General features: G+C 63.3%; 16 protein-coding genes and 1 pseudogene. 6 read left to right on the forward strand and 11 right to left on the reverse strand.

Features of this window, described 5'->3' with window-relative positions; genetic code table 11:
• Positions 1-70: 70 nt before the first annotated feature.
• The 6 genes from C2H86_RS06140 to ffh form a co-directional block, all read right to left on the reverse strand.
• Positions 71-478: an acyl-CoA thioesterase gene (locus C2H86_RS06140; protein ID WP_159411839.1), complete on the reverse strand. Its 408-nt coding sequence runs from the start codon at positions 476-478 to the stop codon at positions 71-73.
• 92 nt (positions 479-570) lie between these two features.
• A complete protein-coding gene (rplS, locus tag C2H86_RS06145; protein WP_023629812.1) occupies positions 571-921 on the reverse strand; it encodes a 50S ribosomal protein L19 in 351 nt (116 codons plus the stop codon).
• Positions 922-963: 42 nt separating this feature from the next.
• Positions 964-1,716 (reverse strand): tRNA (guanosine(37)-N1)-methyltransferase TrmD, encoded by a 753-nt coding sequence (gene trmD, locus C2H86_RS06150; RefSeq protein ID WP_003252146.1) that lies wholly within the window; start codon positions 1,714-1,716, stop codon positions 964-966.
• Between the two features lie 3 nt (positions 1,717-1,719).
• Positions 1,720-2,256 (reverse strand): ribosome maturation factor RimM, encoded by a 537-nt coding sequence (gene rimM / locus C2H86_RS06155; protein ID WP_159411840.1) that lies wholly within the window; start codon positions 2,254-2,256, stop codon positions 1,720-1,722.
• A gap of 5 nt (positions 2,257-2,261) precedes the next feature.
• Positions 2,262-2,513: a 30S ribosomal protein S16 gene (rpsP, locus tag C2H86_RS06160; protein WP_027920106.1), complete on the reverse strand. Its 252-nt coding sequence runs from the start codon at positions 2,511-2,513 to the stop codon at positions 2,262-2,264.
• A gap of 235 nt (positions 2,514-2,748) precedes the next feature.
• Positions 2,749-4,125 carry a signal recognition particle protein gene (gene ffh, locus C2H86_RS06165; protein WP_012270758.1) on the reverse strand — a complete coding sequence of 459 codons (1,377 nt, stop codon included), beginning with the start codon at positions 4,123-4,125 and terminating at the stop codon, positions 2,749-2,751.
• A 195-nt stretch (positions 4,126-4,320) separates the two neighbouring features.
• Here ffh and C2H86_RS06170 point away from each other — a divergent pair, with 195 nt between their 5' ends.
• The 3 genes from C2H86_RS06170 (at position 4,321) to C2H86_RS06180 (ending at position 7,915) form a co-directional block, all read left to right on the forward strand.
• Positions 4,321-5,130, forward strand: coding sequence for a cytochrome C assembly family protein (locus C2H86_RS06170; RefSeq protein WP_159411841.1), 810 nt, complete (start codon positions 4,321-4,323; stop codon positions 5,128-5,130).
• 9 nt (positions 5,131-5,139) lie between these two features.
• A complete protein-coding gene (locus tag C2H86_RS06175; protein WP_159411842.1) occupies positions 5,140-6,345 on the forward strand; it encodes a transporter associated domain-containing protein in 1,206 nt (401 codons plus the stop codon).
• Positions 6,346-6,616: 271 nt separating this feature from the next.
• The gene (locus C2H86_RS06180) at positions 6,617-7,915 is read left to right on the forward strand and encodes an MFS transporter (RefSeq protein ID WP_159411843.1); all 1,299 of its coding nucleotides are present in this window, start codon (positions 6,617-6,619) and stop codon (positions 7,913-7,915) included.
• Between the two features lie 37 nt (positions 7,916-7,952).
• On the opposite strand, the gene purT is transcribed toward C2H86_RS06180, so the two are convergent.
• The 5 genes from purT to C2H86_RS06205 form a co-directional block, all read right to left on the reverse strand.
• Positions 7,953-9,134 carry a formate-dependent phosphoribosylglycinamide formyltransferase gene (gene purT, locus C2H86_RS06185; RefSeq protein ID WP_159411844.1) on the reverse strand — a complete coding sequence of 394 codons (1,182 nt, stop codon included), beginning with the start codon at positions 9,132-9,134 and terminating at the stop codon, positions 7,953-7,955.
• A 76-nt stretch (positions 9,135-9,210) separates the two neighbouring features.
• Positions 9,211-9,678, reverse strand: coding sequence for a VUT family protein (locus C2H86_RS06190; RefSeq protein WP_060512569.1), 468 nt, complete (start codon positions 9,676-9,678; stop codon positions 9,211-9,213).
• Positions 9,679-9,724: 46 nt separating this feature from the next.
• The gene (locus tag C2H86_RS06195; RefSeq protein WP_103445468.1) at positions 9,725-9,928 is read right to left on the reverse strand and encodes a DUF1289 domain-containing protein; all 204 of its coding nucleotides are present in this window, start codon (positions 9,926-9,928) and stop codon (positions 9,725-9,727) included.
• Positions 9,921-10,445 (reverse strand): gamma carbonic anhydrase family protein, encoded by a 525-nt coding sequence (locus C2H86_RS06200; RefSeq protein ID WP_159411845.1) that lies wholly within the window; start codon positions 10,443-10,445, stop codon positions 9,921-9,923. The genes C2H86_RS06195 and C2H86_RS06200 overlap by 8 nt, the downstream gene beginning before the upstream one ends.
• 44 nt (positions 10,446-10,489) lie before the next feature.
• On the reverse strand, positions 10,490-11,089 hold the full coding sequence (locus tag C2H86_RS06205) for a CoA pyrophosphatase (protein ID WP_110637286.1): 600 nt from the start codon (positions 11,087-11,089) through the stop codon (positions 10,490-10,492).
• Positions 11,090-11,215: 126 nt separating this feature from the next.
• Between C2H86_RS06205 and C2H86_RS06210 the strand changes: the two genes are divergently transcribed.
• From C2H86_RS06210 to C2H86_RS06220, 3 genes and pseudogenes are all read left to right on the forward strand, one after another.
• A complete protein-coding gene (locus tag C2H86_RS06210) occupies positions 11,216-11,767 on the forward strand; it encodes an NUDIX hydrolase (RefSeq protein ID WP_159411846.1) in 552 nt (183 codons plus the stop codon).
• A 153-nt stretch (positions 11,768-11,920) separates the two neighbouring features.
• Positions 11,921-12,340 (forward strand): annotated as a pseudogene (locus C2H86_RS06215) (L,D-transpeptidase family protein); the annotation flags it as partial.
• A gap of 161 nt (positions 12,341-12,501) precedes the next feature.
• Positions 12,502-14,184 carry a ShlB/FhaC/HecB family hemolysin secretion/activation protein gene (locus tag C2H86_RS06220; protein WP_159411848.1) on the forward strand — a complete coding sequence of 561 codons (1,683 nt, stop codon included), beginning with the start codon at positions 12,502-12,504 and terminating at the stop codon, positions 14,182-14,184.
• Positions 14,185-14,213: the final 29 nt, after the last annotated feature.

Raw genomic sequence — 14,213 nt, forward strand, 5'->3', positions numbered from 1 at the left:
CCGCTCCTACAGGATCCCCACAGTACCTGTGGGAGCGGGCTTGCCCGCGAAAGGGCCGGTGCAGGAAAACTCAGGCCTGGGGCAGCACGGGCACCGGGCGCTTGTCCTCGTCGATGGCGACAAAGCTGAACACCCCGTGGATCGCCCGCTCGCGGCCATCCAGGTACATGTTCTCGACGAACACATCTACCTGCACCTGCAGGCTGGTGTTGCCGACCTTGACCACCGTACCCACCAGTTCAACGATCGAGCCCGCCGGGATCGGGTGCTTGAAGTCGATACGGTCGGTGGATACGGTCACCAGCGGCAGCCGGCAGAAACGCGTGGCGGCAATGAACGACACTTCGTCCATCCAGGCCAACGCGGTGCCGCCGAACAGGGTGTTGTGGTGGTTGGTGGTGTTGGGGAACACCGCTTTGGTCACGCGGGTCACCGACAGCTCGGTACGGCGCTGGATTTCCTGGTCTCGGCTGGTCATATCCGTCACTTTCACAGGTTTCAGAAAGCAAAAAAGCAGCCCGAAGGCTGCTTTTTCTCGCTAGGCGGCCTTGGCCACCGGGCAAACTGCACTCAGGACAGTTTTTCCTTGATGCGAGCGGCTTTGCCGGACAGGTCGCGCAGGTAGTACAGCTTGGCTTTACGCACGTCACCACGACGTTTCACGGCCAGGCTGTCGATCTGCGGGCTGTAGGTCTGGAAGGTACGCTCAACGCCTACGCCGCTGGAGATCTTGCGCACGGTGAAGGCGCTGTTCAGACCGCGGTTACGCTTGGCGATGACAACGCCTTCGAACGCCTGCAGACGGGAACGATCACCTTCCTTCACTTTAACCTGGACGACGATGGTGTCGCCTGGTGCGAAGGTCGGGATTTCCTTGCTCATCTGCTCGGCTTCGAGCTGCTGGATGATCTTGTTGGTCATGCTGTGCTCCTAAGATGGATACTTGATCCACCATCGATACGTTTAACTATCGTCCCGCTCGCGGAGATATTCCTCGAGCAGCTTCTTCTCTTCTCCAGAAAGCGAGCGACTTTCCAGAAGATCGGCGCGTCGTTCGAAGGTCCTACCAAGGGACTGCTTCATCCGCCATCGCCGGATATGTGCATGGTTGCCACTTAGCAACACGTCGGGAACACGCTGATCCGCATACACCTCAGGTCGGGTGTAGTGCGGGCAATCCAGCAGACCGTCGGTGAAAGAGTCTTCCTCCGCCGAGTCCACATGCCCTAAAGCTCCGGGCAGCAGCCGCGTAACCGCATCGATCAGTACCATGGCCGGCAGCTCGCCACCGGAAAGCACATAGTCACCAATCGACCACTCCTCATCGACATGAGCCTCGATAAAGCGCTCGTCGATGCCTTCATAACGACCGGCGATCAGGATCAACGATTCCTGTTCGGCCAGGCCTTTGACCGCCTGCTGAGTCAGCTTGCGGCCTTGTGGCGAAAGGTAGATCACCTTCGCCGCTGCTCCGGTCGCTTGCCTGGCACTCACCAGGGCGTCTTCCAGAGGCTTGATTTTCATCACCATGCCCGGACCACCACCAAACGGCCGATCATCCACGGTATGGTGGCGATCTGTGGTGTAGTCCCGCGGGTTCCAGCAAGTCACCTGAAGCAACCCCTGTTTCACCGCGCGGCTGGTAATGCCGTACTCCGTGATGGCCGAGAACATCTCGGGGAACAGCGTGATGACGTCTACGCGAAGGTTACCCATCGTTTAGAAGTCCGCGTCCCATTCAACCCGCATCACGCCTGCTTCCAGGTCGATTGCCAGCACACATTGCGCCGTATAGGGCAACAGTCGCTCGCGATCATCCAGGCTGCCTGCGCACGGCTTGACCACCATTACATCGTTCGCACCGGTCTCCAACAGGTGATCGACCTTGCCGAACAGTTGTTCGTCCTGGTTGATGACCTTCAGACCCACCAACTGGTACCAGTAGTACTCGTCGGCAGCCAGGTTGGGCAAAAGGCTCCGCGCAATGCAGATTTCGTGACCACTCAGAAGCCGGGCTTCATCACGATCATCGAGGCCTTTCAGTTTCACGACCAGGCCCTTTTGGGAGCCACGACCGCTGACCAGCTCGACCTGCTTTACCTTGCCTTCGTGCCGAAGCGTCCAGCGCGGATAATCCAACAGGTTTTCAATCGGATCGGTAAAGGAATACACCTTCACCTCGCCGCGAACGCCGTGAACCGAAAAAATCTTGCCAACGACGATGAGGTCGTCAGCCTTTTCTGGCGTCGCGTTCATACTATTTAGGCGGCAGCCTTGGCAGCGTCCTTCAGCAGCTGAGCAACGCGCTCAGACGGCTGTGCGCCCTGGCTCAGCCAGTAGGAAACGCGCTCTTGGTTGACCGACAGCTTGACTTCGGCGCCCGATGCGATCGGGTTGAAGAAGCCTACGCGCTCAACGAAACGGCCGTCACGGGCGTTACGCGAGTTGGTCACGGTCAGGTGGTAGAATGGGCGCTTTTTCGAGCCGCCACGGGCAAGACGAATGGTTACCATGTGAACATTGTTCCTATAGTCGGTGCTGCAAATCTGAATGCCAAATAGGCACACGGGTGCCCAAAAGGCCGCATATTCTCGGGGAATACACGGACATTTGCAAATGCCTTTTTCGGCAGAGCCCTGCCCTACCGTCCAGATTTGCCGGTTAAGCCACGGAATACGCGGCCGTTGCCCCGCCGAAGCGGGGGTTCCGGGCGCTCGCCTTTATAAAGGCAGGCACCCAAAATAGGGGTTACAGCTTCGGCATGCCGCCGCCCGGCAGCATCCCGCCCAGGCCACGCATCATCTTGGCCATGCCGCCCTTGGCGGAGAATTTCTTCATCATCTTCTGCATCTGCTTGTGCTGCTTGATCAGCCGGCCGATGTCCTGCACCTGGGTGCCGGAGCCGAGGGCGATGCGGCGCTTGCGCGAACCGCTGATCAGGTCAGGGTCGCGACGCTCGGCCGGGGTCATCGAGTTGATGATCGCTTCCATCTGCTTGAACTGCTTCTCGGCCGCGCCCTGGGCGTTGCCCATCTGCGACAGGTTGACCCCGCCGATGCTCGGCAGCTTGTCCATCAGGCCACCGAGGCCGCCCATGTTCTTCATCTGCTGCAGCTGGTCGCGGAAATCTTCGAGGTCGAAGCCCTTGCCCTTCTTCAGCTTCTTGGCCAGCTTGTCGGCCTTGGCCTTGTCGATGGTCTGCTCGGCCTGCTCGATCAGGCTGAGCACGTCGCCCATGCCGAGGATGCGCGAAGCGACACGGTCCGGGTGGAAGGGTTCGAGGGCTTCGGTCTTCTCGCCCATACCGATGAACTTGATCGGCTTGCCAGTGATGGCGCGTACCGACAGCGCGGCACCGCCACGGGCGTCACCGTCGACCTTGGTCAGTACCACACCGGTCAGCGGCAGGGCTTCGCCGAACGCCTTGGCGGTGTTGGCGGCGTCCTGGCCGGTCATGGCGTCGACCACGAACAGGGTCTCGATCGGCTTGACTGCGGCGTGCAGGGCCTTGATCTCGTCCATCATGTCGGCGTCGATGTGCAGGCGACCGGCGGTGTCGACGATGACCACGTCGATGAACTTGAGCTTGGCTTCGCGGATCGCAGCTTCGGCGATGGCCACCGGCTTCTGGCTGATGTCGGACGGGAAGAAGGTCACGCCGATGTCGTTGGCCAGGGTTTCCAGCTGCTTGATCGCCGCCGGCCGATAGACGTCGGCGGACACCACCATCACGCTCTTCTTCTTGCGCTCCTTGAGGAAGCGCGCCAGCTTGCCGGCGGTGGTGGTCTTGCCCGCGCCCTGCAGGCCGGCCATCAGCACCACGGCCGGCGGCGCGGCGTTCAGGGCGAGGTCTTCGTTGGCCGCGCCCATCAGGCTTTCCAGCTCGGCCTGGACGATCTTCACGAACGCCTGGCCCGGGGTCAGGCTGCGCGATACCTCGGTGCCGACTGCACGTTCCTTGACGCTGTTGACGAAATCCTTGACCACCGGCAGGGCAACGTCGGCCTCGAGCAGGGCCATGCGCACTTCGCGCAACGTGTCCTTGATGTTGTCTTCAGTCAGCTTGGCCTTGCCGGTGACATGGCGCAGCGTCTGTGACAGGCGGTCGGTCAGGTTTTCGAACATGGTGATCCTTTCAGGCCCAGTAAAAGCCGAGGTTTGTCAGGCGCCCGAGGGGGAAATGCACACCCGCCAGGCACAGCAAGGCGGCGATTATAACGAAGTGCGGCGGCGGCGCACACCTCGCTGCCGATCGGTCTGGATGGCCGGTGGCGTTCTATGCCAAACTCCGTCTCTTTCAGGGCTCTGCAACCAGGACTTATGGTTTCCTCACCCAGCCTCATCCCCAACCTGATCGCCGCCGGCTTATATATAGCTGCGGCCATCTATCAGGGCGCCCACCTGGCCCAGGGCCGCAAGGCCGACAAACGCCTGCTTGGCCTGCTCGGCGCACTCGCCGTGGTCGCCCAGGGTGGCGCACTGTTCTTCCAGCTGATCACCCCGCTGGGGCTGAGCCTGGACTTCTTCAGCGCCGCCAGCCTGATCGCCGTGGCGGTCATCACCCTGACGCTGGTGGCCTGCCTGCGCATCCCGGTGGAAAACCTGCTGGTGCTGCTGTTCCCGCTCGGTGCCGTTACCGCACTGCTGGCGCAGTTCGCGCCCCCCGGCACGGTGCCGCTGATCGACGAAGAACCGGGCATCCTCGCGCACATCCTGTTGTCGATCCTGGCCTATGGCCTGTTCACCATCGCGGTGTTCCAGTCGCTGCTGTTGCTGCTGCAGGACCGCCAGCTGAAGAACAAGCACCCGTCCGGGCTGATCCGCAACTTCCCGCCGCTGCAGACCATGGAAAGCCTGCTGTTCGGCTTCCTCTGGGCCGGCTGGTGCCTGCTCTCGCTGTCGCTGATTTCCGGCTGGCTGTTCCTCGAGAACCTGTTCGCCCAGCACCTGGTGCACAAGACCTCGCTGGCCTGTATCGCCTGGATCGTGTTCAGCGTGCTGCTGTGGGGCCGCACCCGCCTCGGCTGGCGCGGGCACAAGGCGATCCGCTGGACCCTGGCCGGTTTCTGCCTGCTGATGCTGGCCTATTTCGGCAGCAAGCTGGTTCGCGAATTCATCCTGCATATCTGACGGCCGCCCATGGACACCCTGCCGTACGCACCACTACTCGGCATTCTGGCACTGGCGCTACTGTGGTCGGCGTTGTTCACCGCCGTGGACGCCGCCCGCCTGCAACTCAATGGTTCGCTGCGCAATGGCGATGACGGCAAGCCGCCGCTGCCAGCCCAGGCCCTGGTGCTGTGCGCCAGCCTGGGTAAACTGTTGGTGCTGGGCCTGGCCTGCCTGATCGGCCAGCGCCAGAACGGCGAACACGGCTTCTGGCTGGCTGGCCTGGCCGCCGTCGCAGCCTTGCTGGTGTTCGCCGAATTCCTGCCGCGGCGCCTGGCCCGGCGCAACCCGCAGGCTTTCGTCGGCCTTGGCCTGAGCCTGCGCCCGTTTCCTCTCGCTCTGCTGCAACCCTTGGCCTGCCTGTTCGACGGCATCGCCAAGCTGATGCTGCGGCCGTTCCGCGTGCAGCCCACGGCAGTGGCCCTGCATCCGCAGGAAGATGATGACTTCGACGTGGACGACGAGCACGAAGTACCACGCAACGGCCTGCTGGACGGCCTGCAGTCGCTGGACAAGATCACCGTCAACGACATCCTGGTGCCACGCAACGAAGTCGACGGCATCAACCTCGACGACCCCATCGCGCACATCATCGAGCAACTGATCGTCAGCCGGCACACGCGTCTGCCGGTGTACCACAGCGACATCAACCAGGTTGAAGCAATCCTCAACACCAAGCTCATCAGCCACCTGCTGCCCAAGGCCGAGCTGACCTTTGAGCAATTGCAGGGTGCCTGCTACGAGCCCTACTTCGTGCCAGAAAGCACGCCCCTGCAGATGCAGCTGCTGAACTTCCACAAGCAACAGCGGCGCCTGGGCGTGGTGGTGGACGAGTATGGCGAGGTGCTGGGCATCGTCACCCTGGAAGACATCCTCGAGGAAATCGTCGGCGAGTTCGAGGACGAACAGAGCCTGGACAACCCCCACGTACACCCGCAGCCCGATGGCACCTTTGTCATCGAGGGCACCGCCTCGCTGCGCGAAATCAACCGTACCCTGGGCTGGCACCTGCCCTGCGACGGTGGCCCGAAAACCCTCAACGGGCTGGTCACCGAAGCCCTCGAAAGCATTCCGGAAAGCGCCGTTTGCCTGAAGATCGGCCGCTATCGCCTGGAAATCCTCGAAACAGAGGACAATTGCGCCAGCAAGGTACTGGTGTGGACCGTGACCCGATAGCTATACTCGGGTCACGCTTACCCAGCCCCGCCGTTCCGCCCGCTACCCGCACCCGGCGCCACACGGCCAGTCCGCTCCACTGACACGCCCCGCGGTCCTGCTTCAACACCCCGAACAGTGCCCGCTCCCACCCCTACCCTCCTGGGCTGGTGTCAGTCGCGCGAACACAACAACAATACGCTCCGGCGTCCGCCCAGCCGTGCCTGCTTCAACGCCTGCACTGGCCGCAGACAATGCCATGGAGCGGACCAGACTGTCAGGGACCTACCAAATGACAACCAGCACCTATGCCGAGGCGCCTGCCGCGCCGGTCAACTCGCCAGCGCGGGTCGCCACTGCCAGCTTCATCGGCACCGCCATCGAGTTCTACGATTTCTACGTCTATGCTACCGCCGCCGCGCTGGTGATCGGCCCGGTGTTCTTCCCGTCCGGATCGGGCACCGCGCAGATGCTCGCGGCCTTCATCACCTTCGGCATCGCCTTCCTTGCCCGCCCGCTGGGCTCGGCACTGTTCGGTCACTTCGGCGACCGCATCGGGCGCAAGTCGACCCTGGTCGCCTCGCTGCTGCTGATGGGTATTTCGACCACGCTGATCGGCGTGCTGCCAGGCTATGACAGCATCGGCGTGTGGGCACCGATCCTGCTCTGCCTGCTGCGCTTCGGCCAAGGCCTGGGCCTGGGTGGCGAATGGGGCGGCGCCGCACTGCTGGCCACCGAGAACGCGCCGGAGGGCAAACGCGCCTGGTTCGGCATGTTCCCGCAACTTGGCCCGTCGATCGGCTTTCTCGCGGCGAACGGCCTGTTCCTCACCCTGGCCATGCTGCTCAGTGACGAGCAGTTCCGTGAGTGGGGCTGGCGCATTCCGTTCCTGCTCAGTGCCGCGCTGGTGATGGTGGGGCTGTATGTGCGCCTGAAGCTTGAGGAAAGCCCGGTGTTTGCCAAGGCAGTCGCCCGCCACGAACGCGTGAAGATGCCGGTGGTGGACCTGTTCGGCAAATACTGGATGCCAACCCTGCTGGGCGCAGCCGCCATGGTGGTGTGCTATGCGCTGTTCTATATCTCGACAGTGTTCTCGCTCAGCTACGGCGTGACCACGCTGGGCTACAGCCGCGAGACATTCCTCGGCCTGCTGTGCTTCGCCGTGGTGTTCATGGCCCTGGCCACGCCGCTGTCGGCCTGGCTCAGCGACCGTTACGGGCGCAAGCCGGTGCTGATCGTCGGCGGCCTGCTGGCGGTGGCGTCGGGCTTTACCATGGAACCGCTGCTGACTTCAGGCTCGACCACGGGCGTGGCGCTGTTCCTGGCCATCGAGCTGTTCCTGATGGGCGTGACCTTCGCACCGATGGGGGCGCTGCTGCCTGAGCTGTTCCCGACTCACGTGCGCTACACCGGCGCTTCGGCGGCGTACAACCTGGGCGGCATCGTCGGGGCCTCGGCGGCGCCGTTCTTTGCCCAGAAACTGGTGAGCATGGGTGGGTTGAGCTGGGTGGGGGGCTATGTGTCGGCGGCGGCCGTGATCAGCCTGATTGCCGTGCTGTGCCTGAAGGAAACCCGCAATACCGAGCTTTGAGCCGTTGGGGCTGCTTTGCAGCCCCTGCAATCTCGGATCAGAACTCGACCTTGACCGCCTGCGAAGCACGGGTCGCCTTGGCCCGCGCCGCTTCGACCGATTCATCACGCGCCAGGCACACGCCCATGCGGCGGGTGCCGTTGATTTCCGGCTTGCCGAACAGGCGAATGGCGGTGTCAGGCTCGCTCAATGCTGCCCCCAGGTTGGCGAAGCTGGTCTGCTGCGACTGGCCTTCCGGCAGGATCACCGCCGAAGCCGAAGGCCCGAACTGGCGCACCACCGGGATGGGCAGGCCGAGAATGGCGCGGGCGTGCAGGGCGAACTGCGACAGGTCCTGGGAAATCAAGGTCACCAGGCCGGTGTCATGCGGGCGCGGCGAGACTTCGCTGAACCACACCTGGTCGCCCTTGACGAACAATTCCACGCCGAACAAGCCACGACCACCCAGTGCATCGGTGACCGCCTTGGCCACGCGCTGCGACTCGGCCAGGGCTTTTGCGCTCATCGCCTGTGGCTGCCAGGACTCCTGGTAGTCGCCCTTCTCCTGACGGTGACCGACCGGCTCGAGGAAGGTGGTGCCGCCCACGTGGCGAACGGTCAGCAGGGTGATTTCGTATTCGAAGTCGATGAAGCCCTCGATGATCACCCGCCCCTTGCCGGCACGGCCGCCTTCCTGGGCGTAGTCCCACGACTTCTGCAGGTCGGCATCGCTGCGCAGCAGGCTCTGGCCCTTGCCCGAGGAGCTCATCACCGGCTTGACCACACACGGGTAGCCGACGTCGGCCACGGCCTTGGCGTAGTCTTCAAAGGTGTCGGCGAAGTGGTACGGCGAGGTTGGCAGGTCCAGCTCTTCGGCGGCCAGGCGGCGGATGCCTTCGCGGTTCATGGTCAGCTGGGTGGCGCGGGCGGTCGGCACCACGTTGAAGCCTTCGCTCTCCAGCTCGACCAGCGTGGCGGTGGCGATGGCTTCGATTTCCGGCACGATGTAGTGCGGTTTTTCCGCTTCGATGATCGCCCGCAGGGCAACGCCATCGAGCATGTTGACCACGTGGCTGCGGTGCGCCACCTGCATCGCCGGGGCATTGGCGTAGCGGTCGACGGCGATCACCTCGACGCCCAGGCGCTGCAGCTCGATCACCACTTCCTTGCCCAGCTCGCCACAGCCGCAGAGCAGTACACGGGTCGCGGTTGGCGACAATGGGGTTCCGATACGGGTCATTTCAGGTCCTCGAAGGCGTCCGGGGCCGCACCAGGCTTGGCACGGCCCGCTGAAAAAGGACCGCTATTCTACACCATCAACCCGCTACGGCGGCCCGCCGCGCGCGAAATGCCATGGCCAGCCAGACGGCCGTGACCCCAGCGAATTTCGAGGCCATGGCGGTGCCGATCACCGCCGGGGTGAGTGCGCCGATCATGCCGAAGAAGATGAAGGTATCCACCGGAATGCTCAGCGCCGAGCTCAGCCACAGGCGGTCACGCAGCGGCCGGCGGGTGATACTGAACACCAGCCAGTCGATCAGCTCGGAGACGAAGAACGCGGTGGCGCTGGCCAGGGCGATGGCCGGCTCCGAGGTGGCGTACGACAGCACCAGGGCCAGCAGCATGGCGATCAGCGCGCCGTGGCCGTAGCGGGTCTGCACCATGTCGCGCAGGATGAACACCAGGCCACCCCAGCAGGACCAGATGATGTCCAGGTGCGGGGCGCTGGAGAAGGCGTAGTTGATCAGCACTACGCTACTGATATAGGCAATGAGATAGAACATGGCGAGTGATCTGTGGGCAAGCCGCACAGATTACTTGATTTTGCGGTCAGTGCCCAATAATCAGCCCGGCTGCCACCGCCCGTTCATGGCAAAGCTTGAGCACCGCCCGGCGCTCGGTATTGTCCATGCGCCCCCAACGGCCGATCTCGGCCACGGTGCGCTGGCAGCCGGTACAGATATCCTGCTCGTCCAGTGCGCAAATGCTCACGCACGGCGAAGCCACCGGCCGCTCTACAGCAACTTCACTCATCGTCGGCCACCAGCTCCCGCGCGTAGCGCTGCGCATTATGGACATAGTGCGCAGCGCTGGCTTCGAGCATGCGCTTCTGCTGTTCGGTCAGCTCGCGCACCACCTTGCCCGGCGAGCCCATCACCAGCGAGCCATCAGGAATTTCCTTGCCCTCCGGGATCAGCGTGTTGGCGCCGATGATGCAGTGCTTGCCGATGCGCGCGCCGTTGAGGATGACGGCGTTGATGCCGATCAGGCTGTAGTCGCCAACCGAGCAGCCATGCAGCATGGCGTTATGGCCGATGGTCACGCCCTTGCCCAGGGTCAGCGGCGAGCCCATGTCGGTGTGCATCACGGTACCGTCCTGGACGTTGCTGTCCTCGCCGATGTCTATCAGTTCGTTGTCGCCCCGCAGCACCGCACCGAACCACACGCTGGCACGGGCCTGCAGGCGCACTTTGCCAATCAGGGTGGCGTTGGGTGCGGCCCAGCTGGTGGGGTGGGAATCGACCCGATGGTCGCCCAGGCGGTATTTCATGTTCGCTCCTCAGAGGTTCACGCAGACGGCGGGGTGTACCCCGCTCAAATTTCGATGTAGCGCTCAGGGGGTTGATGCAGGCTGATACCGGCGTCATACAACAGGTTGACCAGCTCGACGATCATGATCGCCGACAGCCCCCAGATCTTGTACTCGCCATAGCGATAGCTGGGCACGTACCAGCTGCGGCCCTGATAGTCGATACGGTGGGTGTGGTCTCGCGGGTCCTGGCGGAAGAATTCCAGCGGCACGCTGAAGACTGCCGCGATTTCGGCATCGTTGGCGCGGTATTCGACGAAATCCGGGATCAAGCCGACGAACGGGGTCACTTTCAGGCCGTGCAGGGAGATCAGCGGGCTGAGTGGGCCGACCACCTCGACCAGGCCAGGCGGCAGGCCGATTTCCTCCTCGGCCTCGCGCAGTGCGGTAAACACCAGGTCCGGGTCTTCCGGGTCGCGGCGGCCACCGGGAAAGGCGACTTCGCCACCGTGGGTCGACAGCCCCTTGGCACGCAAGGTCAAGACCAGCTCGGGCGCTTCGCTGCGGGTGATGGGCAAAAGTACCGCCGCCTCGGGGAACCGTCGGTCGGTTTCCAGTGAAGCGGGTTGGTGGTTGCTCATACGGCGAAGTAGCTCGTCCAGCATTGCGCACTCTCGTTTCCAAGGCCTGCCTTGCATGATGCACCAAAGCCGCGAAGCACCCAAGCCCCGTGCGCTTGCGGCAACCCCACGTGGCGCGCCAAGATAACCCGGTCACTAAGGAAGAACAGCATGAAATTTTGCAGCGCGTGCGGCCAGCCGGTCATTCAGCGGATCCCCGAGGGCGACAGCCGCCTGCGGTTCGTCTGCGAATCTTGCCAGACCATCCATTACCAGAACCCCAACATCGTCGCCGGGGTGCTGCCCACCTGGGGCAGCCAGGTGTTGCTGTGCCGGCGCGCCATCGAGCCGCGCCGCGGCTTCTGGACGCTACCGGCCGGTTTCATGGAAAACGGCGAAACCCTCGATCAGGCCGCCCGTCGCGAAACGGTCGAGGAAGCCTGCGCCCGGGTCGGGGACATGGCCCTGTACCAGCTGTTCGACCTCCCGCACATCAACCAGGTGCATGTGTTCTTCCGTGCCGAGCTGGCGGACCTTGATTTCGCCGTCGGTGTCGAAAGCCTGGAGGTACGCTTGTTCGAGGAACACGAAATCCCGTGGGGCGAGCTGGCTTTCCGGACCGTCACTCGCACACTAGAATGCTATTATCGCGACCGCATCAGGCAGCACTACCCGATTGGCCATGAATACCTGCCGCCGATGAATGTTTCGCCCACCACTTAAGTTTGCAGGTACCGCTTCATGCGTTGGTTGTTCGCCCTTTTCTGCCTTTGCGTTACCACGGTGTCCCAGGCGGCCTTCACCGAAGTCATCATTCGCAAGCCGCAACCGCCCGCGCCGGTACAGTCGCAGTCCCAGGCCGCCATGCAGCCGCTGATCGACAAGGTGCTGGTGATCAAGTCCGAGCGGCGCCTGCAGCTGATCAGCCGCGGCGAGCCGCTGAAGACCTACCGCATTTCCCTGGGCAAACAGCCCAAGGGCGCCAAGGAACGCGAGGGCGACAAGAAGACCCCAGAGGGCCTGTACTGGCTGGACTGGCGCAAGGAAAGCGACCGCTTCAACCTGGCCATGCACATCACCTATCCGAACATCAGCGACGCCGCCCGCGCCACCCGCGAAGGCTGGAGCGCCGGCAGCATGATCATGATCCATGGCACACCGATCGACGAAGACTACCCCGAGTGGTACTTCCAGACCCTCGACTGGACCGATGGCTGCATCGCCATGCGCAACCGCGACATGCAGGAAGTGTGGGACCTGGTCCGCGATGGCACCCTGATCGAAATTCGCCCTTGATAGTCCTACATTCGGATTGAGCTTGTAGGACCTTTCATACTTCAAATGCACAGCTGCCCTACGCCCTGCTTGGGTCAGGGACTGCATCCAACCGAAGGCATGAATTCATAGCATCCACGCAAACGAGTACGTAATCCGTACGCCAATTGCGAGGGTGCTTCATGCCATGCCGACTCTGTCACTCCGCCAACAGACTGTTCGCCGGCTGCCTGGCTGGCATGCTGATCTCCCACACCGTCCTGGCTGACGACCCCGCCAGCCTGCAACTGCGCGACCAGCAGCAATCCCTGCGGCATTTCGAACAGCAACAGCGGCTCAAGCGCTGGCAGCAGCAGCAGCCCCTGTCCGAGCGCAACGAGCAAGCCCCCGCCCAGCCAGCCGACAGTCAGTGCTGGGCCGTGTCCGGCCTGCGCATCGTCGGCAACCGCCAGCTTCCGAATCAGGCGCTTGAGCCCGCTCTACGCGAGCGGCTTCTGCCCTGCATGGGCATCGATGACATCAATAGCCTGCTCAGGGGCATCACCCAGCGGTATGTCAACGCAGGGTTCCCGACCAGCCGTCCCTACCTGCGCCAACAGCCTCGTAATGATGCGCCAATAGACGTCGCCATCGTCGAAGGTTTCGTCGAATCCATCGAGCTCGCCGGCCCAGCGTTGCCGCTGTCGTTGAACGGCGCCTTCCCTAGCGTACTGGGCCAACCGCTGTACCTGCCCGACCTCGAACAAGGACTCGACCAGCTCAATCGACTGCGCGCCTACGACCTGAGCATGGACCTGCTGCCAGGCGAACTGCCGGGCGGCACCCGAGTAGTACTGCAACCGCACCCGCTCGGCTCGCGCTGGCATCTGGACAGCCGCCTGGACAACCGCGGCAGTGAGCTGACCGGCCGCCACCGCCTGAACCTGAACCTCGGCCTGGACAGCCCGCTGGAGCTCAATGACGACCTGCGAGTGTCGTTGCTCTCCAGCGTTTTCCACGCACCCGGCCAGGTGCAAGGCATCACGTTGTACTACAGCGTTCCTTATGGCCCCTGGACCTTTGCCCTCAACGCCAGCCAACTGACCTACGACGCACCGCTGCCGCACAGTCGGCAGTCCAGCGACGGCAGCAGCAGCTACCAGGGCCTGAGCATCGAGCGAGTGCTATGGCGCAACCAGCAAGGCATGCTCAGCGCCAGTGCACGGCTGGACCGCAAGCAGCTGATCAACCGCGGCGCGGGTGCCGTCATTACCCAGCAAAGCCCGACACTCACCAGCATTGAGGCTGGCATCAACCTGCTGTGGCTCGAAGGTGGTTTATGGAACGGGTATGTGGGTGTTGCTCAAGGCCTGGACTGGTTTGCTGCCGACGAGTCGCCATTGGGAGCGGAACGCCTGCGCCCGGATTTTCGCAAGTACCGCGCCAGCCTGCTGCACCTGCGTCAGGGGCCGCCTGACACACCTTGGCGCTGGCAAAGCGAACTGGCCCTGCAATACAGCGAACACGCGTTGCCCGCCGTCGAGCAGCTACTTGTCAGCGACGACTCGACCGTACGTGGCTTTCGCCTGCAAACCTACTCCGGCGCCAGCGGCGCGGCCTGGCGCAATACCTTCAGCCAACCGCTACCGGCGAACTGGGCCCACCCCCTGCAGATACGCCCTTACTTCGGCCTAGATGCGGGCTGGACCCGGCCAGCGACTGGCAAACCTTCGCAACGCCTGGCAGGCGCAGCCGCCGGCATCGAACTGAGCCTGCCGGATGCCCGGCTGCGCCTCGACTACCAACGCGCCCTCTACACCAGCGACCTGCCCCGCTCCCGCCTGGAGCCTGGCTTCTGGGTACTGGAGTGCGCCCTGAGCATCTGATTCACCCACAACAAAAAAGAGAACGAGAA

Origin of the sequence: Pseudomonas putida, from assembly GCF_009883635.2 — a bacterium.
GTDB lineage: Bacteria > Pseudomonadota > Gammaproteobacteria > Pseudomonadales > Pseudomonadaceae > Aquipseudomonas > Aquipseudomonas putida_W.